The organism is Streptomyces sp. NPDC000941, assembly GCF_053599555.1.
Genome location: NZ_JBSFMM010000092.1, coordinates 16,102 through 42,676, shown reverse-complemented (window position 1 = coordinate 42,676; position 26,575 = coordinate 16,102). Strand labels below are relative to the sequence as shown.

Annotated in this window: 22 protein-coding genes and 1 pseudogene; 13 read left to right on the top strand and 10 right to left on the bottom strand. The window is 70.0% G+C overall.

What is annotated here, in order from left to right; translation table 11 throughout:
* The first annotated feature begins 27 nt into the window (after positions 1 to 27).
* Positions 28 to 978: an aldo/keto reductase gene (locus ACWDSL_RS27485; protein ID WP_450489778.1), complete on the top strand. Its 951-nt coding sequence runs from the start codon at positions 28 to 30 to the stop codon at positions 976 to 978.
* A 75-nt stretch (positions 979 to 1,053) separates the two neighbouring features.
* On the opposite strand, the gene ACWDSL_RS27480 is transcribed toward ACWDSL_RS27485, so the two are convergent.
* Complete coding sequence (locus ACWDSL_RS27480; RefSeq protein WP_450489776.1) at positions 1,054 to 1,830, bottom strand: SDR family oxidoreductase; 777 nt, start codon at positions 1,828 to 1,830, stop codon at positions 1,054 to 1,056.
* Positions 1,831 to 2,082: 252 nt separating this feature from the next.
* Between ACWDSL_RS27480 and ACWDSL_RS27475 the strand changes: the two genes are divergently transcribed.
* Both ACWDSL_RS27475 and ACWDSL_RS27470 read left to right on the top strand, forming a co-directional pair.
* Complete coding sequence (locus ACWDSL_RS27475) at positions 2,083 to 2,433, top strand: ArsR/SmtB family transcription factor (RefSeq protein WP_450489774.1); 351 nt, start codon at positions 2,083 to 2,085, stop codon at positions 2,431 to 2,433.
* A gap of 239 nt (positions 2,434 to 2,672) precedes the next feature.
* Positions 2,673 to 5,888, top strand: coding sequence for an alpha-L-rhamnosidase (locus ACWDSL_RS27470; RefSeq protein ID WP_450489772.1), 3,216 nt, complete (start codon positions 2,673 to 2,675; stop codon positions 5,886 to 5,888).
* A 69-nt stretch (positions 5,889 to 5,957) separates the two neighbouring features.
* Here the strand turns inward: ACWDSL_RS27470 and ACWDSL_RS27465 are convergent, their stop codons facing one another.
* The gene (locus ACWDSL_RS27465; protein WP_450489770.1) at positions 5,958 to 7,121 is read right to left on the bottom strand and encodes an acyl-CoA dehydrogenase family protein; all 1,164 of its coding nucleotides are present in this window, start codon (positions 7,119 to 7,121) and stop codon (positions 5,958 to 5,960) included.
* Between the two features lie 350 nt (positions 7,122 to 7,471).
* Between ACWDSL_RS27465 and ACWDSL_RS27460 the strand changes: the two genes are divergently transcribed.
* From ACWDSL_RS27460 to ACWDSL_RS27435, 6 genes are all read left to right on the top strand, one after another.
* The gene (locus ACWDSL_RS27460; RefSeq protein ID WP_450489768.1) at positions 7,472 to 8,425 is read left to right on the top strand and encodes a LysR family transcriptional regulator; all 954 of its coding nucleotides are present in this window, start codon (positions 7,472 to 7,474) and stop codon (positions 8,423 to 8,425) included.
* A 77-nt stretch (positions 8,426 to 8,502) separates the two neighbouring features.
* Positions 8,503 to 9,345, top strand: a complete 843-nt coding sequence (locus ACWDSL_RS27455; RefSeq protein WP_450489766.1) for an alpha/beta fold hydrolase — start codon at positions 8,503 to 8,505, stop codon at positions 9,343 to 9,345.
* A gap of 30 nt (positions 9,346 to 9,375) precedes the next feature.
* The gene (locus tag ACWDSL_RS27450) at positions 9,376 to 10,248 is read left to right on the top strand and encodes a hypothetical protein (RefSeq protein WP_450489764.1); all 873 of its coding nucleotides are present in this window, start codon (positions 9,376 to 9,378) and stop codon (positions 10,246 to 10,248) included.
* Between the two features lie 269 nt (positions 10,249 to 10,517).
* Entirely contained in the window at positions 10,518 to 11,258 is a 741-nt protein-coding gene (locus ACWDSL_RS27445; RefSeq protein ID WP_450489762.1) for a polysaccharide deacetylase family protein, read from the top strand.
* A gap of 101 nt (positions 11,259 to 11,359) precedes the next feature.
* Positions 11,360 to 11,515, top strand: a complete 156-nt coding sequence (locus tag ACWDSL_RS27440) for a hypothetical protein (RefSeq protein WP_450489760.1) — start codon at positions 11,360 to 11,362, stop codon at positions 11,513 to 11,515.
* A 186-nt stretch (positions 11,516 to 11,701) separates the two neighbouring features.
* Complete coding sequence (locus tag ACWDSL_RS27435; protein WP_450489758.1) at positions 11,702 to 12,490, top strand: IclR family transcriptional regulator; 789 nt, start codon at positions 11,702 to 11,704, stop codon at positions 12,488 to 12,490.
* A gap of 30 nt (positions 12,491 to 12,520) precedes the next feature.
* Here ACWDSL_RS27435 and ACWDSL_RS27430 read toward each other — a convergent pair whose 3' ends face one another.
* Genes ACWDSL_RS27430 through ACWDSL_RS27420 form a run of 3 tightly spaced genes read right to left on the bottom strand, consistent with a single transcriptional unit; the run spans position 12,521 to position 16,028 of the window.
* Positions 12,521 to 13,690, bottom strand: coding sequence for a mandelate racemase/muconate lactonizing enzyme family protein (locus tag ACWDSL_RS27430; protein ID WP_450489756.1), 1,170 nt, complete (start codon positions 13,688 to 13,690; stop codon positions 12,521 to 12,523).
* Complete coding sequence (locus ACWDSL_RS27425; protein ID WP_450489754.1) at positions 13,687 to 14,583, bottom strand: SDR family NAD(P)-dependent oxidoreductase; 897 nt, start codon at positions 14,581 to 14,583, stop codon at positions 13,687 to 13,689. The genes ACWDSL_RS27430 and ACWDSL_RS27425 overlap by 4 nt, the downstream gene beginning before the upstream one ends.
* Positions 14,580 to 16,028 carry a sugar porter family MFS transporter gene (locus ACWDSL_RS27420; RefSeq protein ID WP_450489752.1) on the bottom strand — a complete coding sequence of 483 codons (1,449 nt, stop codon included), beginning with the start codon at positions 16,026 to 16,028 and terminating at the stop codon, positions 14,580 to 14,582. The genes ACWDSL_RS27425 and ACWDSL_RS27420 overlap by 4 nt, the downstream gene beginning before the upstream one ends.
* Before the next feature lie 135 nt (positions 16,029 to 16,163).
* Here ACWDSL_RS27420 and ACWDSL_RS27415 point away from each other — a divergent pair, with 135 nt between their 5' ends.
* Positions 16,164 to 17,075, top strand: a complete 912-nt coding sequence (locus tag ACWDSL_RS27415) for an aldose 1-epimerase family protein (RefSeq protein ID WP_450489750.1) — start codon at positions 16,164 to 16,166, stop codon at positions 17,073 to 17,075.
* Here ACWDSL_RS27415 and ACWDSL_RS27410 read toward each other — a convergent pair.
* From ACWDSL_RS27410 to ACWDSL_RS27400, 3 genes are read right to left on the bottom strand one after another with little or no spacing between them, the layout of a single operon-like run.
* On the bottom strand, positions 17,059 to 18,570 hold the full coding sequence (locus tag ACWDSL_RS27410; RefSeq protein ID WP_450489748.1) for an aldehyde dehydrogenase (NADP(+)): 1,512 nt from the start codon (positions 18,568 to 18,570) through the stop codon (positions 17,059 to 17,061). The two genes, ACWDSL_RS27415 and ACWDSL_RS27410, sit on opposite strands and share 17 nt — an antisense overlap.
* Positions 18,571 to 18,598: 28 nt before the next feature.
* The gene (locus ACWDSL_RS27405) at positions 18,599 to 19,108 is read right to left on the bottom strand and encodes a nuclear transport factor 2 family protein (RefSeq protein WP_450489746.1); all 510 of its coding nucleotides are present in this window, start codon (positions 19,106 to 19,108) and stop codon (positions 18,599 to 18,601) included.
* Complete coding sequence (locus ACWDSL_RS27400) at positions 19,105 to 19,917, bottom strand: RraA family protein (protein WP_450489744.1); 813 nt, start codon at positions 19,915 to 19,917, stop codon at positions 19,105 to 19,107. The genes ACWDSL_RS27405 and ACWDSL_RS27400 overlap by 4 nt, the downstream gene beginning before the upstream one ends.
* A gap of 277 nt (positions 19,918 to 20,194) precedes the next feature.
* Here ACWDSL_RS27400 and ACWDSL_RS27395 point away from each other — a divergent pair, with 277 nt between their 5' ends.
* The 3 genes from ACWDSL_RS27395 to ACWDSL_RS27385 all read left to right on the top strand — a co-directional run bounded on the left by ACWDSL_RS27395 (position 20,195) and on the right by ACWDSL_RS27385 (position 23,709).
* Positions 20,195 to 21,547 (top strand): MFS transporter, encoded by a 1,353-nt coding sequence (locus ACWDSL_RS27395; RefSeq protein WP_450489742.1) that lies wholly within the window; start codon positions 20,195 to 20,197, stop codon positions 21,545 to 21,547.
* A gap of 25 nt (positions 21,548 to 21,572) precedes the next feature.
* Positions 21,573 to 22,397, top strand: coding sequence for a fumarylacetoacetate hydrolase family protein (locus tag ACWDSL_RS27390; RefSeq protein WP_450489740.1), 825 nt, complete (start codon positions 21,573 to 21,575; stop codon positions 22,395 to 22,397).
* A 121-nt stretch (positions 22,398 to 22,518) separates the two neighbouring features.
* A complete protein-coding gene (locus tag ACWDSL_RS27385; RefSeq protein ID WP_450489738.1) occupies positions 22,519 to 23,709 on the top strand; it encodes an L-talarate/galactarate dehydratase in 1,191 nt (396 codons plus the stop codon).
* Positions 23,710 to 23,739: 30 nt separating this feature from the next.
* Here the strand turns inward: ACWDSL_RS27385 and gcl are convergent, their stop codons facing one another.
* Both gcl and ACWDSL_RS27375 read right to left on the bottom strand, forming a co-directional pair.
* Positions 23,740 to 25,518 carry a glyoxylate carboligase gene (gcl, locus tag ACWDSL_RS27380; RefSeq protein ID WP_450489736.1) on the bottom strand — a complete coding sequence of 593 codons (1,779 nt, stop codon included), beginning with the start codon at positions 25,516 to 25,518 and terminating at the stop codon, positions 23,740 to 23,742.
* Between the two features lie 100 nt (positions 25,519 to 25,618).
* Positions 25,619 to 26,533 (bottom strand): annotated as a pseudogene (locus tag ACWDSL_RS27375) (2-hydroxy-3-oxopropionate reductase); the annotation flags it as partial.
* Between the last annotated feature and the right edge of the window lie 42 nt (positions 26,534 to 26,575).

Below are 26,575 nucleotides of genomic sequence, written 5' to 3'. Positions count from 1 at the left end.
CCCGGCGGGCAGGCGGTCGCTCCGCCCATCCGCACACTCGGCCGCAGCGGCGTCCCGGTCACCGCGCTGTCCTTCGGGTCCGCGCCCATCGGCCACCTGTTCACACCGGTCGGCGACGAGCAGGCGTACGCCACCGTGGACGCCGCGTGGGACGCGGGCATCCGCTACTTCGACACCGCGCCCCACTACGGCGCCGGCCTGGCCGAGCGCCGCCTCGGCCGGGCCCTGCGCACCCGTGCCCGCGACGGCTATGTGATCTCCACCAAGGTCGGCCGCCTGCCGGAGCCCGCGGAGCCGGGCCGGGACGGCCTCCCCGCCCACCGCCGCGTCTGGGACTTCAGCGCGGCCGGTGTCCGCCGCTCGATCGAGGACAGCCTGAACCGCCTCGGTCTCGACCGGGTCGACATCGTCTACCTCCACGACCCCGACGACCACGCCGAGCAGGCCTTCCGCGAGGGCTATCCGGAGCTGGAGCGGCTGCGCGGGGAGGGCGTGATCGGCGCGATCGGCGCCGGGATGAACCAGGCCGGAATGCTCACCCGCTTCGTCCGGGACACCGACGTCGACGCCGTGCTGTGTGCGGGCCGCTACACCCTCCTCGACCAGCGCGCCGGCGCCGCCCTGCTGCCCGCGGCGCGGGAACGCGGCACATCCGTGGTCATCGGCGGCGTCTACAACTCCGGGGTGCTGGCCGACCCCCGCCCGGGGGCGATGTACGACTACGCGGCCGTCCCCCCGAACCTGCTGGACCGCGCCCGCCGTATGCGCGCCGCGGCCGAGCGGCACGGCACCACGCTGCGCGCCGCGGCCCTCGCCTTCTCGGCGGCGCCGGACCCGGTCGCGAGCGTACTCGTCGGCGCGCGCTCACCGGGCGAAGTCGCCGACGGGGCAGCGCAGTTCAGGGCTCCCGTGCCCGCGGACTTCTGGCGGGAGCTGCGCGCGGAGGGGCTGCTGCCCCAGGACGTACTCACCCCCTGACCGAACCGTTGTCGTCACGGTGGCGGACCAGATCCGGGAGAGCTGACCCGGGTCTCCTCCCGCGACCGGTGGCGGTCAGCTGGTCTGGGCGGTGGGCATGATGGTGACCTGCTGGAGGTTGGCGCGTGGCGGGAGGCTCGCGATGAAGCCGATGGTCTGCGCGATGTCCTGAGGGGTGAGCCATTCCACCGTCTCTTTGGAGCTCTCCAGCCATGCGAGGGCTCCGTCGTCGGTGACGTGGTTCTGCAGTTCCGTGCCGACGATGCCTGGCTCGATGGCTGAGACGCGTACGTTCTTGGGGCCCAGCTCGACCCGCAGATGGCGGGAGAGGTGGGTGACGTATGCCTTGGTGGCGGAGTAGACGGCGAAGTTCGGAAAGACGCCCTGGGCCGCGATCGACGAGGTGTTGATCAGGTCGGCCACTCCGCGCTCCCTCGCGGCTTTGACGAGCTGGGGGGTGAAGGCGCCGATGGTGTTCATCAGGCCGGTGATGTTGAGGTCGATCTGGCGCTGCCACTGGTCGGTGGCCAGCTCCTCGATCGGTGCGGGAAGCATGACGCCCGCGTTGTTGAACAGCAGATCGGCACCGCCCAGCTCGGTCGCCACCTGCTCGGCGGCCGCCCGTACCGCCGCGGTGTCGGTGACGTCGACCGTCAGGGCCAGGGCCTGGCCGCCGTTCTTCTCGATCCGGGCGACCAGGTCGTTCAGCCGCTCGGCGCGCCGGGCCAGGACGGCGACACGGGCGCCCAGCCAGGCCAGGTGTTCGGCAGACGCCTCGCCGATGCCACTGGAGGCGCCGGTGACGACCGCCACGCGGCCGGCGAGGGGACGGGCGGGAGTCTGCGTGGTCATGGTGCACACCTTTCATGAGCTTTCATGAGCTTTTTGGGATTCCATGAGCTTTCAGAGGAAGTGGCACGAGGAGCGCGGCGTCCACAGCCGCTCGCCACTTGCCTCACGGGGAAGTGGGACTCCATGAACGCATCGTCTCCGGGGAAGCGGGCCGCCGCCTCTCGGGGAGCCCGCCAAAATTTGACGCTCATCGGCATTCGACGTACGTCGTACTATGACCTGAACACGCAGAAGTCGCCCCCAGGAGTCACCATGGCCCGCCCCCGCACCTCTTCACGGACGGTGGAGCACCCTGCCATGGCGGAGGTCTCGTTGCAGCAGGTGTTGGACGCCCTGGTGGATCCGGTGCGGCGCGCCGTGGTGTCCCAACTGGCCCGCGCCGACGAGGACATCAGCTGCGGCACCTTCGACGTGTCGGTGTCCCGGTCCACGCTGACGTACCACTTCAATGTGTTGCGGGAGGCGGGGGTGATCCGGCAGTACTACGTCGGGACGACGAAGATGAACACGCTCCGCACGGACGACATGGAAGAGCGTTTCCCGGGCCTGCTGTCGGCGCTGGTGGCCGCATCCGCTCCGGAGGCAGGGGTCTCAGCCCACTGAGACATCGGGTCGCAGTCGCTTCCGGCCAGTCGCTGTGCAAAGCATTGACACGATTCAACTCTGACGCGACAGTGAACGTCGCTGCCTCCGGGCGTCAAAGGTGTCCACCATTGTCGTGTAGTACTCACATGGGTGTGCGAGCGTGAGCCGCAGTGCGCCCCATTGTTGAATCGTTTCATATCTCGGATATGTGCAGCCTGCCCTGCTCTTGCCAAGCCCTCCTCACCCGGGAGACGCATGTGATCAGCAGAAGGAACCTCCTCGGCACCGCCACCGCCGCGGGCCCCGCCCTCACCGGCCTGACCGCCCTCGCGGCAACCACCGGGAAAGCCGAGGCGGCCGAGCCCGGATACGGTGGGCTCCGGGTCGAGAAGACCACCGTGGAATACGCCGACCGCCCGCTCGGTCTGGACACCCCGCATCCTCGCCTCAGCTGGCAGCTCGGCTCGGACCGGCGCAACCAAGCGCAGAGCGCGTATCAGGTGCGCGTCGCGACCTCCCCGGGCCGGATCGGCGCCCCGGACGTCTGGGACAGCGGCAAGGTGAGCTCCCGCCAGTCCGTGTCGGTCCCGTACGACGGCCCGAAGCTGCGCGCCCGGACCCGTTACCACTGGGCGGTCCGGGTCTGGGACGGCCAGGGCAAGCCCTCGCCCTGGAGCGAGCCCACGTGGTGGGAGACCGGGCTGGGCACCGAGGACCAGGGGGCGGCGAAGTGGGTCGCCGCGCCGGACACGGTGACCCGCGGCCCCGACCTGGCCAAGGCCGACTGGGTCTGGTACCCCGAGGGCGACCCGGCCGCCGGCGCGCCCGCCGGGACCCGGTACTTCCGGGGCTCCCTCGACGTGTCCGGAAGTGTGCGGCTCGCCCGTCTGGCACTGGTCGCCGACGACGGGTTCACCGCGTGGGTCAACGGCACCGAGATCGGGGGGCGCGCTCCCGTCCAGGAGAACTGGCGCCATCCGGTGGTCGTCGATGTCACCGCCCTGCTCCGCGAAGGGGCCAACACCATCGCCGTCGCCGCGGTCAACGCCTCGTCGAGCCCCGCCGGACTGCTGGGCGTCCTGGAGCTGACCGATGCGGACGGTGTCCGTTCCCTCACCACCTCCGCCACCTGGAAGGCCACCGACGCGGAGCCGTCCGGTGACTGGCATCTGCCCGGATACGACGACGGCGGCTGGCCCGCCGCCAAGGTGCTCGCCCCATGGGGCGGCGGGCCGTGGGGCAGGGTGCGGGCGGCACAGCGGCCCGCCCTGGTACGCCGCGACTTCCGGCTCGCCGCGAAGCCCGTCGCGCGGGCGCGGCTGTACTCGACGGCACTCGGTCTTTACGAGGCCGAGATCAACGGCCACCGCGTCGGCCGGGACCAGCTGGCCCCCGGCTGGACCGACTACCGCAAGCGCGTCCAGTACCAGACGTACGACGTCACCGATCTGCTCCGGCGCGGCGCCAACGCCATCGGTGTGATCCTCGCGTCCGGCTGGTACTCCGGCAGCGTCGCCTGGTTCGGGCAGGAGCAGTACGGCGAGCGGCCCGCCCTGCGGGCGGAGCTCGAGGTCACGTACGCCGACGGCAGCGCCGACCGCATCACCACCGACGCGGACTGGCGCTGCGCCACGGGCCCGATCCTGACGGCTGACCTGATGGCCGGGGAGGAGTACGACGCCCGACTGGAAGTGGCCGGCTGGTCCTCTGCCGCGTTCGACGACGCCCTCTGGAAATCCGTCGACGCCGTACCGGCCGACACCACATCCGCCGTGTCCGTGGTGGCCCAGGCGGATGCCCCGATCCGGGTGGCGAGGGAGCTGGCCGCCGTCCGCGTCACCGAGCCCAAGCCCGGTGTGTACGTCTTCGACCTGGGCCAGAACATGGTGGGCTCGGTGCGGCTGCGGGTCCGTGGCGAGGCCGGGCGGACCGTGCGGCTGCGCCACGCCGAGGTCCTGGACAAGGACGGCATGCTCTACACCGCCAATCTGCGCACCGCCCAGGCGACCGACTCGTACACCCTGAAGGGCTCGGGGACGGAGACGTTCGAACCGCGCTTCACCTTCCACGGCTTCCGCTATGTCGAGGTCACCGGCTACCCCGGCACCCCGGACACCAAGGCCGTCACCGGGCGCGTCATGCACACCGGAGCCCCCTTCACCATGTCGTTCACGACCGATGTGCCGATGCTCAACCAGCTGCACCGCAACATCACCTGGGGCCAGCGGGGCAACTTCCTGTCCATCCCCACCGACACTCCGGCCCGCGACGAACGGCTGGGGTGGACGGGGGACATCAACGTCTTCTCCGCCACCGCCGCCTACACCATGGAATCCGCCCGCTTCCTCGCCAAGTGGCTCCGAGACATGCGCGACGGGCAGTCCGACGCCGGGGCGTTCCCCGATGTCGCGCCCCGCATCGGCAACCTCGGGGAGGGCACGGCCGGCTGGGGCGATGCCGGCGTCACCGTGCCGTGGAACCTCTACCAGGCATACGGGGACCGGCAGGTACTGGCGGACAACTTCCCCGCGATGCGCGCCTGGATCACATATCTGGAGCAGCACAGCAGCGGGTATCTGCGGCCCGCCGAAGGATACGGCGACTGGCTCAACGTGGACGACGAGACCCCCAAGGACGTCATCGCCACCGCCTACTTCGCGCACAGCACACAGCTGGTGGCCAAGGCCGCCCGGGTGCTTGGCCACGACCCCGCGCCGTACGACACGCTGGCCGCGAAGATCCGCGAGGCGTTCAACCGGGCGTATGTGTCCGCCGACGGCACCATCAAGGGCAACACCCAGACGGCATACGTTCTGGCGCTGTCCATGGACCTGCTGCCGGACAGCGCGCGAACACCCGCCGCCGACCGGCTCGTCGAGCTGATCCGGAGCAAGGACCGGCATCTGTCCACCGGCTTCCTCGGCACTCCGCGCCTGCTGCCCACGCTCACCGCCACCGGCCACACCGACGTCGCCTACCAACTGCTGGAACAGCGGACGTTCCCCTCCTGGGGATACCAGATCGACCGGGGCTCGACGACGATGTGGGAGCGCTGGGACTCCCTCAGACCCGACGGGAGCTTCCAGGACCCCGGCATGAACTCGTTCAACCACTACGCCTACGGCTCGGTCGGCGAGTGGATGTACCAGAACATCACCGGCATCGGAATGGGCGAGCCCGGCTTCCGCGGCATCGTCATCCGGCCCCGCCCCGGCGGTGACGTACACGAGGCGAACGGACGCTACGACTCTCTCTACGGCCCGATCACCACACGGTGGACGCGGGCGAGCGACGGCGCGTTCACTCTGGACGTGTCCGTGCCGGTCAATACGACCGCCGAGGTATGGCTGCCCGCCGCCACCTCCCGCGCCGCGTCCAGGATCAGCCACGCCGGGGCGACCTTCCTGCGCCTCGACGACGGCTGCGCCGTCTACGGCGTGGGCTCCGGCTCGTATCGCTTCACCGCCCCTTGATACAGCGCTCGCCCGGGCCGAGGACGGCGGCCCGGGCGAGCGCCACCTCCGAGAGCAGGCCGGCGATCCTCATCCCAGCCCCCCTCGCTTGACGAGCTGAGCCGCGATGACGTTGCGCTGAATCTCGTTGGTGCCCTCACCGACGATCATCAGGGGTGCGTCGCGGAAGTAGCGCTCCACGTCGAACTCGGTGGAGTAGCCGTAACCACCGTGGATGCGGACGGCGTTGAGCGCGATCTGCATGGCGGTCTCGGAGGCGAACAGCTTCGCCATGCCCGCCTCCATGTCCACGCGCCGGCCCGCATCGGCCTCGCGCGCCGCGTACAGGGTGAGCTGGCGTGCCGCGGTCAGCGAGGTGGCCATGTCGGCGAGGTAGTTACCGATCGACTGGTGTTTCCAGATCGGTGTGCCGAACGACTCGCGCTCCTGTGCGTAGGCCAGCGCGTCCTCGAACGCTGCCCGGCCGACCCCGAGCGCACGGGCGGCGACCTGGAGCCTGCCGGTCTCCAGCCCCTTCATCATCTGGGCGAACCCCTTGCCCTCGACACCGCCGAGCACGGCGTCGGCCGGTGCCCGGTAGCCGTCGAAGGAGAGCTCACAGCTCTCCACGCCCTTGTAGCCGAGCTTGGGCAGATCGCGGGAGACCGTCAGCCCGGGCCCGTGCTCGGCCAGCAGGATGGAGATGCCCTGGTGCGCGGGGGCGGCATCGGGGTCGGTCTTGCACAGCAGGGCGATCAGCCGGGAGCGGCGGGAGTTGGTGATCCAGGTCTTCGAACCGCTGACCACATAGCCATCCGCCTCCCTGCGGGCGACAGTGCGCATGGCCTGCAGATCGGAGCCGCCGCCCGGCTCGGTGAGCGCCATGGTGGCCCGGATCTCGCCGGTGGCCATCTTCGGCAGATAGTGGCGCTTCTGCTCCTCGGTGCCGAAGTGCAGCAGCAGCTTGGCGACGACGGTGTGGCCGCCCATCGCGCCCGCCAGGCTCATCCAGCCGCGGGCGAGTTCTTCGGTGATCAGGACGTAGCAGGGGGTGGAGACGGGGGTGCCGCCGTACTCCTCGGGGACGGCGAGCCCGAAGACGCCGAGCCGTTTCATCCGCTCGATCAGGGCCTCGGGGTAGGTGTTGGCGTGTTCGAGCGCCTGGACGACCGGTTTGACGTCCCTGTCGACGAAGTCGCGCACCGTACTGACGATGAACTGCTCGTCCTCGGAGAGGATATCGAGGGTGCTCATGCTGTGAGGCTCCTGGAAGACGGGGTGTGTGCGGGCGGACGGTTCAGATGACGCCCTCGGCCCGGAGGGTGTCGATATCGGCGGCGCTGTGTCCCAGCCCGCCGAGTCCAGCAGTTCCATCGAACACATCGGCCTCGCCCAGCAGCCGCTCCAGGATGTCCCGGCCTCGGGGCCGCCACCGCCTGCTCGACGCTGACGACGGTGATGCCGGAGAGCGGCGGCTCGGTCATGGGCGACCTCCAGACAACTGACTGACCAGGACTTGTCATCATGGACACTCATGATGTTGTTCGTGTAATAACAATCTGTGATGCGGCCATGCCGGGTCAGAATGGCAGGGAGCGCGGGCGGTGGACGTCAAACAACTCAAGGCACTCGTCACGGTCGCCGAGGTCGGCAGCGTCACCCGCGCCGCGGAGCTGCTGCATCTGGTGCAGCCCGCGGTCACCCGGCAGATCCGCACCCTGGAGCAGGAGCTGGGCGTCGCCCTCTTCGAGCGGACCCGGCAGGGCATGCGGCCGACCGAGGCCGGCGCCATCATGGTCGACCGCGCCCGCCGGGCCCTGAACGAACTGGAGCGCGCCCGTGCCGAGGTCCAGCCGACCCCGGGCGTGGTGACCGGCATCGTCACCGTGGGCCTGCTGGAGAGCACCACCGAGCTGCTGGCGGAGCCACTGGTGTCCGCGCTCGCCCGCGACCATCCCGGGATCGAGCTGCGCCTGATGACCGCGTACTCCGGACACCTCCAGCAGTGGCTGGACGGCGGTGACCTCGACCTGACGCTGCTCTACAACCTGGCCGGCACCCCGTCGCTGAACGTCCGCCCCCTGGTGCGCGAGCGTCTGTGGGTGGTCGCGCCCCCGTCCGACGGGCTGCGCGGCGAGCGCCCCGTCCCCCTCGCGCGGGTCGCCGAGCATCCGTTGGTCATGCCCGCGGCCGGACACGCCCTGCGCAGCCTGATCGACGGGGCCGCCGGCCGGGCCGCGGTCGAGATGGACATCGTCGTGCAGACCAACTCCATGCGGCTGCAGAAACAGCTCGTCCGGGCCGGCCACGGCTGGACCATCCTGCCGGGGGTGGGCATCGCCGAGGACGTGGCCGATGGCACGCTCAGCGCGGCCCCGCTGTGCGACCCGGACGTATGGCGCTCGATCGTCCTGGCCACACCACCCAACGGGCGGACACCACCCGCGGCCGAGGTCGTCGCCCGGGAGCTGGTCCGCCATATCGCCTCGGCCGTGCAGCAGGGGCGATGGCCCTCCGCGCAACCGCACGCGCAGATCGCCCGCACCGACGACATATGACGCGCGGGCCGGGGAACAGCTCGCCGGACACCCCGGTGAGAACCGGACAGCTCAACGAGGAAAGGCAAGAAACCCGCATGACACCCACCGACGGCCACCAGCCGAACGGCCACGCCCGCGCACTGGACGGCACCCTCCTCGCCTATCAGCGCCAGGGCACCGGACGGCCGCTGGTGCTCCTGGCGGGCCAGGCGAACAACCACCACTGGTGGGACGGGCAACGCGCGGACTTCCACGCCACGCACACCACCCTCACCATGGACTGGCGTGGCACGGGGGAGAGCGGCAAACCCGATGAGCCCTACTCGACACCGGGCTTCGCCGACGATGTGATCGCCGTCCTCGACCACTTGGGGATCGAGCGCGCCGACCTGTACGGGACCTCCATGGGCGGGCGGGTCGCCCAGTGGGTCGCCGCCCGCCATCCGGACCGGATCCGGCGGCTCGTCCTCGGCTGCACCTCACCCGGCGGGCCCCAGGCGCAGGAACGCGATATGGCGGTGCGGCGCTCCCTGGCCCAGGCCGACGCGCGGGCGGCGAGGGAAGCGCTGACCGACCTCATGTACACCCCGACCTGGCGGTCCGGACACCCCGGGCCCTATACGACCCTCGGCGACCCCGCCATGCCGCCGCACGCCCGGCGGCGCCACCTGGTGGCCAGCAACGAACACGACGCCTGGGACGCACTCCCGCTGATCAGCGCGCCCACGCTGATCCTGCACGGAGCGGAGGACCGGCTCACCCCCGCCGCGAACGCACCGCTGCTCGCCGCCCGCATTCCCCGGGCGCGTACCCATATCTTCGAGGGCGCCCGGCATGGATATTTCGAAGAGTGCCGCCCGGCGGCCGGGGCGATCGTGGCGTCGTTCCTGGCGGAGCCGGAAACCGCGCCGCTCACCCGCCAGGCCCCGCTCACCTGAGGGCCGCCGAGCCGCACGCAAGGACAGACCATGCCAGCCACCCCGCCCCCGATCGGCTCCTACGTCACCTCGTGGCGCCCCGCCCCGGCCACCGACGGGGACCCCCTGAACCCGGGTCCGGTCAGCGCCGTGTCCGCACTTCTCGATCTGTCCGACACGGTCGCCGGAACCGGGGATCCGCTGCCACCCCTGTGGCAGTGGTTCTACTTCCTGCACTGGCCCGCCCAGCACGAACTGGGCGCCGATGGCCATCTGCGCGACGCCCGCTTCCTGCCGCCCATCCCCGACCGGCAGCGCATGTTCGCCGGGGGACGCTGCGAGATCAGCGAACCGCTGCGCCTCGGCGAGCCCACCGAACGCGTCAGCAGCCTGCGCTCGGTGACGCCCAAGCAGGGCCGCACCGGCGAGCTGCTGTTCATCACCGAGCGCCAGGAGTTCCGGCAGTCCGGCCGCCTGTGCGTGGTCGAGGAACAGGACATCGTCTACCGCTCGGGCCGCGGCCCCGGCGGACAGCATCCGACCGCACTCGACGACCGGGCCACCGCCACGGCCGAGGGCCCGTGGCGGCTGAGCCTGCAACCGGACCCCACGCTGCTGTTCCGGTTCAGCGCCCTGACCGCCAACGCGCACCGCATCCACTACGACGCCCCGTACTGCCGTGACACGGAGGGCTATCCGGGCCTCGTCGTCCACGGCCCCCTGCTGGCCCTGCTCATGCTCGAACTGGTCCGCGGCAACGCCCCCGAGCGGCGTGTACGTGCCCTGTCCTACCGGCTGTGGCGACCGGTCTTCGCCGGTGAGCGCATCCTGGCCGACGGCACGGCCGCCGACGGGCGGGCCGAGCTCCGCATCGCCACCCACCGGGAGGCACGGCACGCCACCGCCGAGGTGACATTCGCATGAGCGCTCCGCACGGCGGCCGTGAGCAATGCGCACCGGCGCAGCGGATTACCGGAAATTTTTCGGGCCGGTCCACCTCAAGATCCTCATCGCTACCGGGTGCCTCTGACCCATGCTGAGAACACACAGTTCAGAAGGTCATCGGCGAAAGCGAGGAGGCGAGTTCCTTCCGGAATAATTCCGGAAGGAAGCGTTGACGTTGTATCGGTCTCGCAGCATACTCCGACCGCGTAACACCGCCCCTCGCCCGAACCCGCGCTCAAGGAGGAAGAATGCTCGGAAACGCGCGCAACTGCTTACGGATCGCGCTCATCGCCGCGGCCACCGCCGCGATGGCGGCGTTCTCGGTGGCTGTATCCCCGGCGACGGCCTCCCTGGCGGCCACGCCCGGGGAGGCACGCACCGACGCGGCCTGGGCCAACTGCCCCAACGGGTACGTGGGTCTGACGTACGACGACGGGCCGAACCCCGCATCGACGCAGGCCCTGCTCAACGCTCTGCGGGCAGGCGGGGTCAAGGCCACCTTCTTCATCTGGGGGCAGCACGCCGAGCAGTACCCGGACCTGCTCAAGGCCGAGCAGGCGGCGGGCATGTGGATCGCCAACCACACCGCCACCCACGCCCACCTCACCCAGATCGGCGAACCGGCCGCGTACAACGAGATCGCCACCGCCCAGAACACCATCAAGCGCATCACCGGACAGTCCCCCACCCTCTTCCGGCCGCCTTACGGGGAGACCAATGCGCAGGTCAAGGCGGACGCGGCCCGTCTCGGGCTGACCGAGGTCCTGTGGAGCGTGGATTCCCAGGACTGGAACGGCGCCAGCACCCAGCAGATCGTCCAGGCCGCCGCCACCATGCGGGCGGGCAGCATCATCCTCATGCACGACGGTGGTTACCAGACCACCGTCGGCGCCGTGCCGCAGATCCTCAGCGGCCTCGCCGCACGGGGACTGTGCCCCGGCCGGATCACCGCCGGAGCCGGCGGTGGCGCGGTCGTCACCGCTCCCTGAGTCCGTCGCCGGCCGAGCCGACACCGGGTCAGATGAACCGGTGGCCGCGGAAACCTTAACAAGCGGCCACACGTGCCGCGTTCTTGTCGTATGTTTCACAGATGAGCTCACATGACCTGGAGCCCCGAACTCCGTCCACACTGGTGGGAAAGATAGACAACGCCCTGGCGGTGCTGATCATCATCGGGATCGCCTACGGGCTTTACTGGCTGGTTTCCGCCCTCGTCTCGTCCTACATAGGATTCTTCACCAAATAGGCGTGTCGAGTCGGCCCTGGTCGCGGGGGCGAGGGTGACCTCGTATCCCTTCCGGCCAGGGCTCCGGGCGACGGCGGCGCCCGGGCGGGGGTCTGCATCGGAGGGGTCGAACGGCGGACGGTCGAACGGCGGCGCTCCGCGATGTAGTCTCATTGATTGACACCGCGTTTCACTCACGGAGGCTGTATGACCTCGCCCGCCACCACCTCCTCTGTTCTCGGGCCGGGCTCCGGCGCTCTGGACCGCGGTCTGGCCATCCTCGACCACATGGCTGTGGCCCGCACATGCTCCACCCAGGACCTCGCCGCGACGCTGGGGCTCAGCCGCAGCACCGCCTACCGGCTGGTCGACCGCCTTGTCGAGGGCGGCTGGCTCGCCGTGGAGCAGGGGAGCGGGCTGTTGCGGCTCGGACCCTCGGCCACGCGACTGGCCTCCGCCGCGGTGAGCTCGACGGATCTGACCGCCACGGCGATGCCGATCATCTCCCGGCTGATGCGGGAGACCCGGGAGACGGCCAGCCTCGGGGTGCCGAACGGTGTGAACATGGTGTTCGTCCATCGCGAGCGCGGTCCGCGCCCGGTGGCGGTGACGAGCGAACTGGGGGCGGGGCGGCCACTGCACTGCACCTCGCTGGGGCGGGCCTACCTGGCGGCTCTTCCGGAGCAGGCGCTGGAGGAGAAGCTGGCGGAGCTCGTGGCGTCGGGCGAGTCCCCGGTGGATGAGGACTCGGTCGGCGATCTGCGGAAGATCCTCCAGGAGACGCGGGACCGCGGCTGGTCGGAGGACCGGCGGGAGTTCGACGAGTCCAGTTGCTGCTGTGGGGCCGCTGTTTACGACCACACCGGTATGCCCGTCGCGGCGATCAGCGTCGCCGGAGTGGCGGAGCGCATGGAACGGATCCTGGGTGAAGTCGGTCCGCTGGTGGCCGAGGCGGCCGCCGAGATCTCAGCGGGCCTCGGCCACGTACGGCGCTGAGCGCCGGCCCGCGGCACGGGGCCATGAAGGTCAGTGCGCCCGGACCAGGACGCTGTGGTCCTCCAGCCGGCGGGCGCGTACCCATTCCTCGTCGACGGTGACCCCGATACCGGGGCCGTCAGGGATGGCCACGGTGCCGTTCTCCGGTGTGAGAGGCGTTGCGAGGACGCCCTCACGCAGCGGGTTCTCGCCCCGGTCGAATTCGAAGATCAGCGGCTCTCCGCCGGCCATGCCGAAGGGCGCCCGGGGTGTCGCCGACAGCAACTGGAGCGTCGCGGCCTGGGCGACCCCGGTGCCCCAGCAGTGCGGCGACAGCCGCAGGTTGAAGGCCGCGGCGAGCTGGCGGATGGCCTGGGCCTCGGTGAAGCCGCCGCATTTGGCCAGGTCGGGCTGGACGATATCGAAGCGGTGCTCGGCGATGGGGTCGCGGAAGCCGTAGCGGGTGTAGAGGGCTTCGCCACCGGAGAGCGGTAGATGCACATCGCGCAACTCGCGCCAGCCGACGCTGTCTTCGGGCGGCAGCGGCTCCTCCACCCAGTACGGGTCGAGGTCCCGTATCCGGGCCAGGGAGCGGCGGACGGTCGCGACGGTGCAGTTGGCGTTGTAGTCGACGATCACCAGGCCGTCGTCGCCCATGGCCGCGCGGGCGGCGGCCGTACGCTGCCGGTCCTCATCCGGCGTCAGCCCGATCTTGATCTTGACGGCGGTGAAGCCCTCGGCGGCGTGGGCGGCCATCGTGTCCCGGAATTCGCCGGGGTCGCGGGTGGCCGTGACATAGCCGGAGGAGGCGTACGCGTCGACCCGTTCGTGGAGCCGGCCACCCAGAAGGTGGGCCACCGGTACGCCGAACGCGCGGGCCTGCGCGTCCCAGAGCGCGATGTCGATACCGCTGGCGGCCGCCACATGAGGGCCACCGGCGGTGAGGTGGTAGCCGAGGGAGAGCCGGTCCAGGATGCGGTCCTCCCGGATGTCGGAGGGCTGCCCCACCAGCGCCTGGGCCTGGTCGGCGAGGAACGGGGCGATCAGCCGCGGCGGGCCGAAGGACTCGCCCCAGCCGACGGCGCCGTCCGAGGTGGTGACCTTCACCAGGGTGGCGACGCGTACCGGCAGCCGGACCTTCGAGGCGCCGTAGCCGCCGTCCGGCAGCTGCGCCTCGAGGGGGAAGGTCTCGACTTCGGTGACGACGGTTCGTGTGCTCATGCCCGCCTTTCCAGGGTGGCGTCGTAGTCGTCGATGTTCCGGGGTGTCCACACCGGGCCGTTCTCGGTCTGCGGCGGACGGGCCTGTGCCGCCATGCCGCCGTCGACGTTGAAGACCTGCCCGGTGACCCACTGCGACAGGTCGGAGGCGAGATAGACCGCGCTGGTGGCGATGTCGTCGGGGGTTCCCTCGCGGTTCAGGGGGATCTGCGCGGCCCGGAAGTGGCGGGCCTGCGGGTCGGGGTCGCTGGTGTCGACCTCAACGGAGCCGGGGCGCAGCGCGTTGACCCGGATGTTCCAGGGGGCGAGGTCGACGGCGACGGCCCGGGTGAAGGAGTCCACACCGCCCTTGACCGTGTCGTAGGGGATGTGGTTGCGGTGGGCGCGGGCGGCGGCGTGGGAGCTGATGTTGACCACGGTGCCGGGCTTTTCCGCGTCGGCGAGCGCCCTGGCCATGCGGTGGGTCGGGTGGAACAGCAGCCCCAGATTGACCCGGTGGAACTCGTCCCACACCTCCCCGGTGAGCCGCAGGAAGGGGCCGAAGGCGCGCGCGTCCACGCGTGCGTAGGCGTTGTTCACGAGGGTGTCGACGAGGCCGAAGTGGCTCTCGGCGGCGGCGAACGCCTCTTCGGCGCCGGCTGCCGTGCACAGGTCGGTGACGACGGCGAGGGCGTCTCCGCCACTCGCGCGGATGTGTTCCACTGTGGCGTCCGCCGCGTCGGCCGCGGTGTCCGCGACCACGACCCGTGCGCCCTCGGCGGCGAAGCGCAGGGCGATACCCCGACCGATGTTGCGGGCGCCCCCGGTGACCAGCGCCGTCCGCCCGCGCAGCAGGCCGTATCCGCGGGGCGGGCCGCCGCTGTGCCCGGCCTTGGGATCGAGGGGGTGGTTCATGAGGTGCTTCCGTTCTCGCTCTGAGCGCTCTTGTCCTGCTGCTTGCGGTCGTACCGCTCGCGCAAGTCTTCCTCGATCTCCTCCAGGGTGCGGCCCCGGGTCTCGTGCACGAAGAACTTGCAGAAGAGGAGGCCGAGGACGTTGCCGCCGACGAAGAAGATCATGGTGTTGGTCAGGCCCCAGGCGTCACGCATGACGGGGAAGCCGAAGGTGATGCCGAGGGTGGCCAGCCAGGTGACCATGCCGGCGACACCCATCGCCGCGCCCCGGACCCGCAGCGGGAAGATCTCGCCGAGGACCACCCAGTTCACCGGCCCCCACGTCAGGGAGTAGCTGACGAACATGATGCTCATCGCGGTGAGCATGGCGCCCGGACTCATGGCGTCGCCGTGCGAGGCCTCGTACGCCATCCAGCTCATGCTCGCGGCCATCGCCGCGCTTCCGGCGAGGAACAGGAAGCGGCGGCCGAGCCGGTCGATCAGCTGAAGGCCGACCATGACGGAGAGGACCTTCACGGTGCCCAGGATGATCGTGAAGTAGAGGGCGTTCTCATGCGGCAGGCCAAGGCTCTCGAAGATCGTGGGAGCGTAGTAGGTGACGATGTTGAGCCCGGTGTACTGGGTCAGGATCGGGATGCCGATGCCGATGATCATCGCCGGCCGGATCCAGTCGGCCAGCAGTTCGCGGCGGTGCGGGGTGTGCGTGGTCACCTCGCGGATGGCCGCGATATCGCGGTCCGCCTCCTCGGCCGAGCGGGTGCCGGCGAGCAGCGCCCGTGCTTCCTCTTCGCGGCCGTGGAGGATCAGCCAGCGGGGGCTCTCCGGCAGCAGCTTCAGCCCCGCGATCAGGACGACGGCCGGGGCGGCTCCCGTGGCCAGCATCGTCCGCCAGTCACCGCTGCCGGACAGGGCGAGGTTGGTGAGATAGCCGAGCAGCAGCCCGGTCACGATCATCAGCTGGTTCAGTCCGGCGAGCCGGCCCCGGGTGCGGGCCGGCGCCATCTCCGACAGATAGACCGGCACCAGGGAGGAAGAGCCGCCCACCGCGAGCCCCAGGAAGATCCGGGCGGCGATGAGCCAGGCGTTGCTCTGGGCCACCGCGCAGGCGAGGGAGCCGACGATGTAGATCAGGCCGATCACGAAGATCACGGGTCGGCGGCCGAAGCGGTCGGCGAGCCGCCCGGCGACAAGGGCGCCGAACACGGCGCCGCCCGCGATGCCACCGACGATCAGCCCCGTGGTGACGGCGCTGGCGGGGAAGCCCGGTGTCTTCTGGATGTAGGTCAGGGCGCCCGCGATGACGCCTGTTTCGTAGCCGAACAGAATGCCGCCGAGGGCGCCGAAGAAGTAGATCACCGCAGGGCGCGGGGAGCGCGGACGCGGTGTTCTCGCTTCGTTCGTCGGCTGGTCTGCGGCTCTGGCAGCGGCGCTGACTGAGTTCGTCATGGTCGCCTCCTTGCGACGCCCACCCTATCGTCCCAGTGATTGGGAATAGGCGTCATTCAGTGGGAAGTAGTGTGTTGAAGGTAGGGCAGGACGCCCCCGGCCGCAATGGCTGGTTCATGTCGTAGGGAGCTACAGATGTCACGGATTCGCATCGGCACCGGCCGGGTGGCAGCCGAGATCGACGAGCAGGGCGCCGAGTTGTGCTCGCTGCGATACCGCACGGAGGGGCAGCCCGAGGCAACGGAACTGCTCTGGCAGGCGGAACGGGCCTGGCCCTGGCACGCGCCGCTGCTCTTCCCCGTCATCGGCCGGATGAACGGCGACCGGCTGCGGCACGACGGCACGTACTACGCCATGCCCAAGCACGGATTCGCCCGCGACCGGCGGTTCACGGTCGAGCGCCACGACGCCACCACCGCCGTCCTCACGCTGAGGGACGACGCGGCATCTCGCCGGCTCTTCCCGTTCCCCTTCCACCTCACGGTCGGCTACGCGGTCGAGGGCAGCCGTCTCACGGTGTCGTACACCGTGCACAACCCGGGCCCAGGGGCGCTGTCGGCGTCACTGGGCGTCCACCCGGGCTTCCGCTGGCCACTGCCCGGCGCTGCCGACAAGCGTGGCCATACGGTGCTCTTCGAACGGCCGGAACCCGCGCCCGTACGACGGGTCGAGGACGTGCTGCTGCTCCCCGAGCGGCACCACACGCCGGTGCGCGATCGGACAGTCCGCCTGGACGGGGCCCTGTTCGCCGACGGCGCCGTGATCCTCGAAGCGCTCAACAGCTCGAGCCTCGGCTACAGCGCCCCCGGTTCGCCCAGGGTGACCCTGAGCTGGCACGGATTCCGGCAGCTGGCCCTGTGGTCGCCGCCCGAGGCCGATCTGCTGTGCATCGAGCCGTGGTACGGCCTGCCCTCCCCGATCGGATCCGACGGCGACAGCGAGCCCGGCGCGTACGGCGAATACGCGGCGAAGCCCGGCCAGTTCCACCTCGCCGCGGGCCGGTCACGGACGTTCGGCTTCGGCGTCGAGATCAGTCCGGCACGGTGAGCCGCCCGTCGACGCGCCGGGGAATCCCGGCGAAGCCGTCCCGCAGCTCTTCGGGAAGCACCTCCTGCGGCGCGTTCTGCCAGGTGACAGGGCGCAGAAAGCGCCGCACCGCGTACGGACCCACCGAGGTGTGCAGGCTGTTCGTCGACGGCCAGGGGCCACCGTGGTGCTGCGCCCAGGAGACCAGGACGCCGGTGGGGAAGCCGTTGTAGAGCAGACGGCCGGCCAGGGGCCGCAGCACGTCGGTGAGACGGCGCACCGTCTCCGTCTCATCGGCCTCGGCATGAATGGTCCCCGTCAGCGATGCGGGCAGCGCCCGTAGAACGGCCTCCGCCCGGCCTGGCGCATAGCGGACCACGACGGCGGCCGGACCGAAGCACTCGCCGACGGCCTCGTCCCCGAGCGTTTCGGAGTCGATCTCGAACAGCCGCGGCGTCACCGAGAACCCGGACCCGGACGGGGCCCCGCCCTCGGCGGCCGCCGTCCCGCCGGTACGGTGGCGCAACTCCTCCGTGCCGGCCTCGTACGCGGCGGCGATACGGGAGTTGAGCAACGTGGTGGCCGACGCCTGGTCGATGAGCCGGGCGGCCTCGGCGACCAGCGAGTTCCCCGCTTCCCCGGCGGGGACGAGGACAAGTCCGGGCTTGGTGCACAGTTGCCCGGCCGAACCCGTCACCGAGGCGACGAGTCCCGCCGCGATCTCGGCCGCCCGCGCCCGCGCCGCGCCCTCGGTGACGACCACCGGGTTCAGACCGGCCAGCTCACCGTAGAACGGGATCGGATCCGGGCGCGCATTGACGATGTCGAGCAGCGCCCGGCCGCCCGTGAGGGAGCCGGTGAACCCCACGGCCCTGATGCCCGGATGGGCGACCAGGGCGGTGCCGGCCTCCCGGCCGAACACCAGCCCCAGCAGCCCGTCCGGACCGCCGGCCGTCGCGACGGCCGAGACCATCGTCTCGAAGACCAGCCGCGACAGGGCCGGGTGGGAGTCGTGGGCCTTGACCACGACGGGACACCCGGCGGCCAGCGCCGACACCGTGTCCCCGCCCGGTACGGAGAACGCCAGGGGGAAGTTGCTCGCCCCGAAGACCGCGACCGGCCCGAGCGGGACCAGCATGCGGCGCAGATCGGGCCCGGCGCCCATCGGTGTCTCGCCCGCGTGGTCGATCGTCGCCTCCAGGAAGCCGCCGTCCTCGACGACCTCGGCGAACAGACGGGCCTGGTAGACGGTGCGGGTCAGCTCGCCGCCAAGGCGCGCCTCGGGCAGCGCGGTCTCCCGCATCCCGAGGGCGACGATCTCCGGCCGCCGGGCCTCCAGCCCGTCGGCGACGGCCCGCAGGACCGCGGCGCGCAGCGGGCGGCCACCGGCCTCGTACGGAACGGATGCGGCGGTGGCGCGTTCGACGACGGCGTCGAGTTCCTTGGGGGTGGTCGCGGTCGCGACGCCGTCGACGGCGCGGCCGGTGCTCGGGTCGATGCTCTGTATGACGTTCACGGGATGTCCCTGGCCAGGTGTGGTGCGGTCAGTGTTCGGTGGCGGCGTATTCGGCATCGGGATGGGGGCGCTTCACGGGCGGCTCCATCTGGTGGCCGCCCGCGGCGTAGTCGTAGCCGTCCAGCGTTACCTCGGATCGTCCGTCGGACGCCGAGGCGTAGAAGGCGCGGATCTCGGTGATCAAGCCCGTGTCGGGGTCGAAGCGGTACCACTCGTCACCTCGGAGGTATCCGCCGGGCCTGGTCTTCCAGTGCGTCCACTCGATGACGGCCTGGAAGGTCTCGGGCTCGACGACGAGGCGTTCGATGGACCAGGCGGAGCCGACGGTGAGGACGAGCCGGCGCCAGTTCTCGGCGATCGTCGTATTGCCGACCCATGGCCCTTCCAGGCCGGGCGGGAAGTAGTGGACCGCGTCGGGTGTGAACTGGGCGGCCATCTTGGCCACGTCGGCCTCGTTGCAGCCGTCGAAGTACGTACGGATCGTGGACTCCAGCCGGGCGCGTTGCGCGGCCGGGGGAAGATCGGCGAACCGGCTCATGCGCGGGCCTCCTGGGTCTGGTGTTCCGGGCGTTCTGGGTGCTCTGCGCTTTCTTGGTGTGCTTGGTGTGCTTGGTGTTCTTGGTGGGCGGACTTCCACTCCTCGTATTCCTTCAAGGTCTCGGGGCTGGGCGGGTAGGTGCCCCACAACGGCTGCCCGTCCCGCACCCGCTGCTGGAGCCACCCCTCAAGCCGCTCCTGCTCGACGGAGGGCTCGGCGATCTCCGCGGCGAGGGACCGTGGCACGACGATGACCCCGTCGCGGTCGCCCACGAGGATGTCTCCCGGGTAGACCGCGACCCCCGCGCAGGCGATGGGCACGTTGAGGTCGGCGACGTGGAACGCCGCGGGCCGGGTGGTGGCCGTGGTGGCACGCGCATAGGCCGGGAAGCCGAGTTCGGCGATCGCGGCGCCGTCACGGAAGGCGCCGTCGGTGACGAAGCCGGCGGCGCCGCGCTTCATGGCCCGCGTCACGAGCATGTCGCCGGCCGACGCCGCCGATGTGTCGTTCCGGCTGTCGACGACCATCACCTGGCGGGGGCCCAGGCTCTCCACCGCCTCCCACTGAAGGACGTTTCCGGTCCGGTAGGGGTCACCCACCGGGTCGGTGTCCTCTCGGGACGGGATGAAGCGCATGGTGAACGCCTCGCCCACGAACCCGTCGAAACCCCCGCCGACGGGGGAGAGGCCGACGAGGAACGGCTGCCGTATCCCGCGTTTGTACAGCTGGGTGGCGAGGGTCGCGGTGCTCACCTGGCCGAGTTGGTCGAGGACGGCGCCGTCCAAGGGCGCCGATGCGTCTGGGGACACCTGATCGTCCTTTCTGACCGCTGTGGCGCGTACGTCCGTCGGATGGGAGGAGCGGCCACGCGATCGCGACTGGTGTGTCGGAACGCTAACACCGCAACGCCCAAGATTCCCAGTGGAAGAAACTAGTTCCTAATCAATGGGAATCTGGCGTCGTCCTTGACGCCGCTCTGGGGTGAACCTACGGTGTGTCCCGCCAGTCGATACGCAATCTCAATGATTGGGACATCGAGGCGTCTTGCTGGTTCCTGTCAATGACGACGGAAGAGACGGCTGCACCATGACACCCTCAAAAGCGACACCCCTCACCAGTGCCGTCGCCAAGATCATGCGCAGAGTCATTCCGCTGTTCGCCATCATGATGATGTGCAATCAGCTCAACCGCTCCAATATCGGCTACGCGGAAAGCCATCTCGAAGCCGATCTCGGCATAGGCGCTACCGCCTATGGACTCGGAGCGGGACTCTTCTTCATCGCCTACTTCATCTTCGAAGTGCCGAGCAATCTGCTGATGAAGCGATTCGGCCCCAAGATATGGCTGTCCAGAATCTGCGTCAGCTGGGGCATCGTCTCGGCGTGCATGCTCTTCGCACAAGGGCCCACCAGCTTCTACGTTCTGCGTTTCCTTCTCGGAATGGCCGAAGCCGGTTTCGTACCCGCCGTTCTGTACTACCTGGCGACATGGCTGCCCAACGCCTACCGGGGCCGGGCCAACGCCCGGTACGCCGTCGGCGCGCTCGTGGCGTTCTCCCTCTCAGGTCCCCTGTCGGGTCCGCTGCTGGGGATGGACGGCACCCTCGGACTCCGGGGCTGGCAGTGGATGTTCCTGGTCGAAGGGGCCATGTCGGTCGCCATCGGCGTCTTCGCCTTCTTCCGTCTCGACTCCCGGGTCGAGGACGCGCGCTGGCTCACCACCGACGAGAAGCGCGAGCTCACCGCCACCATCGACGCGGAGGACGCGGAGTACATGAACCGGCACGGCGATGACCGCCCGACCTTCTGGTCCGTGCTGCGCGACCCGAAGATCCTGCTGTTCGTCTTCGTCTACTTCTCGGTCCAGATGTCGATCTACGCCAACACCTTCTGGCTGCCGTCGATCGTCCGGGACATCAAGGGCACCAACGACGTCACCGTGGGCCTGCTCTCCTCCGTGCCGTGGGTCTTCGCCATGGTCGCCATGTTCCTGCTCGCCCGGATCGGAGACCGCACCGACCGGCGCAAGCCGCTGCTCATCGGAGCCCTCGTCGCCGCGGCCGTCGGCTCCTACCTCGCCGCCGTCGCCTCCCCCTGGCTCGCCCTGGCCATGCTCACCATCGCCGCCATGGGCTTCAAGAGCATCAGCCCGATCTTCTGGCCCATCGTCCAGCGCACTGTCCACCCGATGGCGATCGGCGTCGCCATCGCCGTCATCAACTCGATAGCGAATCTCGGTGGCTTTGTCGCGCCCTACGGATTCGGGGTCGTCAAACAGCAGACGGGGAGCGCGCAGTGGGGCCTGATCGGCCTCGCCGTCTTCTCCCTCCTCGCCGCACTCGCCTCCCTTTTCATCCGTGAAAAGGAGGACGAGAAGCCTGGCCTCTCCCGGACAAAGGACTCCGTAAAGGCCGCACAGCAAGTCCCGCACCCCAGCTGAAAAATCGATCCGGGAGGGTTCACCCTTGCATCTGAGTACCATCGTCCACGACGGCCGTCGAACGCTCGCCATCGCCGAAGGGCCCGGCGACACATGGCGCCTCGCCCCCGGCCACCTCCGCCTGGAAGACATTATCGCCGGCGCCCCCGTCCCGGCCGGCGGCGCATCGCTGACCGCCGACGAGGTCGTGCCCGCACTGCCCCACCGGCCCGGCACGATCTTCGGTATCGGCCTCAACTACCTCGACACCATCACCGAGATGGGCTGGCCGCGTCCCAAGGCGCCGTATCTCTTCACCAAACTCTCCTCAAGCGCCATCGGCACGGGCGAGGCCATCGTCGTCGACGCCGCGGTCACCCGGCGCGTCGACTGGGAGACCGAACTCGCGGTCGTCATCGGCACCGAGGCCCGCGACATCCCCGAGGACAAGGCGCTCGACGTCGTGTTCGGCTACACCGTCGCCAACGACGTGTCGGCCCGCGACCTCCAAGCCGACGACGGCCAGTGGGTGCGCGGCAAAGGACTCGACACCTTCTGCCCGCTCGGCCCCGTCGTCGTCACGGCCGACGAGATCAAGGATCCGCAGGCGCTCGCCGTACGGACGTGGGTCAACGGAGAGAAGGTGCAGGATGGCACCACCGCCGACATGCTCTTCCCGGTCCGCTCGCTCATCGCCTACCTCAGCCGCTACTTCACGCTCCGGCCCGGCGATGTGATCCTTACCGGCACCCCCTCGGGATGCGGCGACTTCATGGACCCGCCGCGCGCCCTGAGCCCCGGGGACACGGTGATGTCGGAGGTGGAGGGCATCGGCCGCCTCGTCAACCCGGTGCGGGCGGCGGGGGAGTAGGGCGCACCGCACCGCACCGTCCCACCGCCGATCCATCCTCGCTCGCGTATCGAGCATCAATGCCGCAGGCATCAACGCAGGCATCAGCACAGGCATCGATCCAGGCAACAAGGAGCACCCCATGAGCATCGCCCCCAGCGAGTCGGTCGTCTTCAAGCCCTGGGCGTCCGCCCCGGGCGTGGCGACCACCGACCGTATCCAGTCGGTCCGTCTTTCCCTCGTCAATCTGCCCCTCCACGCGCCCATCAGCGATGCCAAGGTATTGACCGGCCGCCAGAAGCCGCTCACCGAAATCGCCTTCCTCTTCGCCGAGATCAGGACCGAAGGCGGCCATGAGGGTCTGGGCTTCAGCTACTCCAAGCGCGCCGGCGGGCCCGCCATCTACGCCCACGCCAAGGAGATCGCCCCCGAGCTGATCGGCGAGGACCCGAGCGACACCGGCAGGCTGTGGAGCAAGCTGGTGTGGGCCGGCGCGTCCATGGGACGCAGCGGTGTGGCCGTCCAGGGCATCGCGGCCCTCGACATCGCCCTGTGGGACCTCAAGGCGCGGCGGGCGGGTCTGCCGCTCGCCAAACTGCTGGGTGCACACCGCGACTCGGTGGACGTCTACAACACCAGTGGCGGCTATCTGTCGATGCCGATCAAGGAGGTGCTGGAGAACATCGACCTGGCCCGGGCCCGTGGCGTAGGTGGTATCAAGCTCAAGGTCGGCTCCCCGGACCCGTCGGTCGACCTCAAGCGCGTCGAGGCGGTGCGGGAACACCTCGGTGACGACGTCCCGCTGATGGTCGACGCCAACCAGCAGTGGGACCGGATCACGGCGACCCGGGTCGGCCGTGTTCTGGAGAACTTCAACCTCACCTGGATCGAGGAACCGCTCGACGCATACGACGCCGAGGGACACGCCGCCCTCGCGGCCACACTCGACACCCCCATCGCCACCGGCGAGATGCTGACCAGCGTGGGCGAACACGCGGCGCTCATCGAGGCGGGATCGTCCGACTTCGTCCAGCCCGACGCGCCCCGGGTGGGCGGCATCACCCCGTTCCTGCGGATCGCGGCGCTCGCCGACCACAAGGGCCGGGCTCTCGCACCGCACTTCGTGATGGAGATCCACGTCCATCTGTCCGCGGCCTATCCGCGTACGGCGTGGGTTGAGCACTTCGAATGGCTCGAGCCGATGTTCAACGAGCGCCTTGAACTCAAGGACGGCCGCATGATCATCCCGAACCGCGCCGGACTCGGCCTCTCCCTCAGCGAGCAGGCCGCCGCATGGACCGCGGAGTCGGCGGTGTTCGGCAGCGGCGCCTGAGAAACGTGAGGACGTCGGGCCACCCGAGGGTCACCCCAGGGCCGTGCGGAGCGCCGTCGGGGCGTGGCCGGGGCTGGTGGCCAGCTCCTCGAACTCGGTGATGTTGTCCAGTTCGGTGCCCATCGAGACGTTGGTGACGCGTTCGAGGATGACCTCGACGACCACCGGCACCCGGTACTCGGCCATCAGCTTCTTGGCCTCTTCCAGCGCGGACGCGATGCGGTCGGGCTCGAAGACGCGGATGGCCTTGCACCCCAGCCCTTCGGCGACCTTGACGTGGTCGACGCCGTAGCCGCCCACCTCGGGGGCGTTGATGTTGTCGAAGGACAGCTGGACGCAGTAGTCCATGTCGAAGCCGCGCTGGGCCTGCCGGATCAGGCCGAGGTAGGCGTTGTTGACCACCACATGGAGGTAGGGGATGCGGAACTGGGCACCGACGGCCAGCTCCTCGATCATGAACTGGAAGTCGTAGTCGCCGGAGAGGGCGACGACGGTGGCGTCCGGCTCGGCCGTCGCGACCCCCAGGGCGGCCGGCACGGTCCAGCCCAGCGGCCCGGCCTGGCCGGCGTTGATCCAGTGCCGGGGACGGTAGACATGGAGCAGCTGTGCGGCCTGGATCTGGGAGAGCCCGATCGTGGAGACGTAGCGCGTATCGGGCCCGAAGGCCCTGTTCATCTCCTCGTAGACCCGCTGCGGCTTGACCGGCACCTGGTCGAAGTGGGTCCTGCGGAGCAGGGTGCCCTTGCGCTGCCGGCAGCTGTCGGCCCAGTCGCCGCGGTCCCTGAGGGCTCCGGCGGCCCGCAGCTCCCTCGCCGCCTGGACGAACAGTTCCAGCGCGGGCTTGGCGTCCGAGACGATGCCCAGGTGCGGGGCGAAGACCCGGCCGATCTGGGTGGGTTCGATGTCGACGTGGACGAAGGTGCGGCCCTGGGTGTACGTGTCGAGGCCGCCGGTGTGGCGGTTGGCCCAGCGGTTGCCGATGCCGAGGACGAAGTCGGACTCCAGAAGCGTGGCGTTGCCGTAGCGGTGCGAGGTCTGCAGACCGACCATGCCCGCCATGAGGGGATGGTCGTCGGGGATGCTGCCCCAGCCCATCAGCGTGGGCACCACCGGCACCCCGGTCAGCTGGGCGAACTCCACCAGCAACTCGCTCGCGTCGGCGTTGATGACCCCGCCCCCGGCGACGATCAGCGGCCGCTCGGCGGCCTGGAGCAGTGCGATGGCCTTGTCGATCTGTGCTCGGGTGGCCGACGGCTTGTACACCGGCAGCGGCTCGTACGTCTCCGGGTCGAACTCGATCTCGGCCATCTGGACGTCGATGGGCAGATCGATCAGTACCGGCCCGGGCCGGCCCGAGCGCATGAGGTGGAAGGCCTGCTGGAACGCGCCGGGCACCTGGGCGGGTTCGAGGACGGTCATCGCCATCTTGGTCAGCGGCGCCGCGATCGAGGCGATGTCGACGGCCTGGAAGTCCTCCTTGTGCAGCTTGGCCACCGGCGCCTGGCCGGTGATGCACAGGATCGGGATGGAATCGGCGCTCGCCGAGTACAGCCCGGTGATCATGTCGGTGCCGGCGGGGCCGCTGGTGCCCACGCAGACCCCGACGTTCCCGGCCCTGGCGCGGGTGTAGCCCTCGGCCATGTGTGAGGCGCCCTCCACATGCCGGGCGAGGACATGGGTCAGGCCACCGTTCATACGCATCGCGGAGTAGAACGGATTGATCGCCGCACCGGGCAGGCCGAAGACATGGGTGGTGCCCTCACGCTTGAGGATCTCCACCGCCGCCTGGGCCGCGGTCATACGGGCCATGAGGATGCTCCTGTCGGTCGGTACCTCGAAGTCGGTACATCGTCGGTACGTCGGTAGATCGTCGGTACGTCGAAGAGGCGTGGGTTGTGCCGGTGCGGGTTCAGCGCGGGTCGCGGCCGGCCAGCCGCTCGACCCCGCGCAGCAGCGCGGAGTGGTCGAGGCCGCCGTCGCCGCAGGCACGGGCCGAGGCGACGAGCTGGGCGACCACGGCGCCCACGGGCAGCGGCGCACCCACCGCGCGTGCGGCGTCGGTGACGATGCCCATGTCCTTGTGGTGCAGATCGATCCGGAAGCCGGGCTTGAAATCACGGCCCAGCACCGCGTCCCGCTTGCGGGCCAGGACGGTGGAGCCGGCCAGGCCGCCGCCGAGGACTTCCAGCGCCGCCTCCAGGTCGACTCCGGCGTTCTCCAGGAACACCACGGCCTCGGCCAGGGCCTGGAGGTGGATGGCGACCATCAGCTGGTTGGCGGCCTTGACCGTCTGTCCGGCCCCGTGCGGGCCCACATGCACGATGGTGGTGCCCAGCGCCGCGAACACCGGCCCGGCGTCGGCGAAGTCGTCCGGATCGCCGCCGACCATGATGGACAGCACGCCCTCGATGGCGCCCGCCTCGCCGCCGGACACCGGGGCGTCGAGCGTACGCAGGCCCTTGTCCCGCGCGGCGGCCGCCACCTCCAGCGAGGTCTGCGGGGTGATGCTGCTCATGTCGATCAGCAGGGTGCCGGGCGCGGCGTGTTCCAGGACGCCGCCCTCGCCGAGGACGACCTCCTTGACCTGTTGATCGGCCGGGACCATGGTGATCACGACCTCGGCGTCGGACACCGCCTCGGCGATGCTGTCGGCGCCCCGGCCACCGGTCGCGACCAGGGTCTCGATGGCCGTGCGGCTACGGTTGTATCCGGTGACGGTGTGTCCGGCCCGTACCAGGTTGGCGGCCATCGGGCCGCCCATGATGCCCAGGCCGATGAAGGCGATCTTCCGGGAAGTGGCACTCATCGCAGGTTCCTTCGTGTCATGGGTGTGTGGTCGGGGTTGTCCGGGTGGTCGGCGTTGTCT

Bases quoted from the DNA above. Each gene is read 5' to 3' on its own strand.
- gcl (WP_450489736.1), bottom strand. From the start codon at position 25,518: ATGGCCCGTATGACCGCGGCCCAGGCGGCGGTGGAGATCCTCAAGCGT.
- ACWDSL_RS27465 (WP_450489770.1), bottom strand. From the start codon at position 7,121: ATGAGCACCCTCGATATCCTCTCCGAGGACGAGCAGTTCATCGTCAGT.
- ACWDSL_RS27455 (WP_450489766.1), top strand. From the start codon at position 8,503: ATGACACCCACCGACGGCCACCAGCCGAACGGCCACGCCCGCGCACTG.
- ACWDSL_RS27445 (WP_450489762.1), top strand. From the start codon at position 10,518: ATGCTCGGAAACGCGCGCAACTGCTTACGGATCGCGCTCATCGCCGCG.
- ACWDSL_RS27430 (WP_450489756.1), bottom strand. From the start codon at position 13,690: ATGAGCACACGAACCGTCGTCACCGAAGTCGAGACCTTCCCCCTCGAG.
- ACWDSL_RS27435 (WP_450489758.1), top strand. From the start codon at position 11,702: ATGACCTCGCCCGCCACCACCTCCTCTGTTCTCGGGCCGGGCTCCGGC.
- ACWDSL_RS27425 (WP_450489754.1), bottom strand. From the start codon at position 14,583: ATGAACCACCCCCTCGATCCCAAGGCCGGGCACAGCGGCGGCCCGCCC.
- ACWDSL_RS27475 (WP_450489774.1), top strand. From the start codon at position 2,083: ATGGCCCGCCCCCGCACCTCTTCACGGACGGTGGAGCACCCTGCCATG.
- ACWDSL_RS27480 (WP_450489776.1), bottom strand. From the start codon at position 1,830: ATGACCACGCAGACTCCCGCCCGTCCCCTCGCCGGCCGCGTGGCGGTC.
- ACWDSL_RS27420 (WP_450489752.1), bottom strand. From the start codon at position 16,028: ATGACGAACTCAGTCAGCGCCGCTGCCAGAGCCGCAGACCAGCCGACG.
- ACWDSL_RS27395 (WP_450489742.1), top strand. From the start codon at position 20,195: ATGACACCCTCAAAAGCGACACCCCTCACCAGTGCCGTCGCCAAGATC.
- ACWDSL_RS27450 (WP_450489764.1), top strand. From the start codon at position 9,376: ATGCCAGCCACCCCGCCCCCGATCGGCTCCTACGTCACCTCGTGGCGC.
- ACWDSL_RS27385 (WP_450489738.1), top strand. From the start codon at position 22,519: ATGAGCATCGCCCCCAGCGAGTCGGTCGTCTTCAAGCCCTGGGCGTCC.
- ACWDSL_RS27440 (WP_450489760.1), top strand. From the start codon at position 11,360: ATGAGCTCACATGACCTGGAGCCCCGAACTCCGTCCACACTGGTGGGA.
- ACWDSL_RS27405 (WP_450489746.1), bottom strand. From the start codon at position 19,108: ATGAGCCGGTTCGCCGATCTTCCCCCGGCCGCGCAACGCGCCCGGCTG.
- ACWDSL_RS27415 (WP_450489750.1), top strand. From the start codon at position 16,164: ATGTCACGGATTCGCATCGGCACCGGCCGGGTGGCAGCCGAGATCGAC.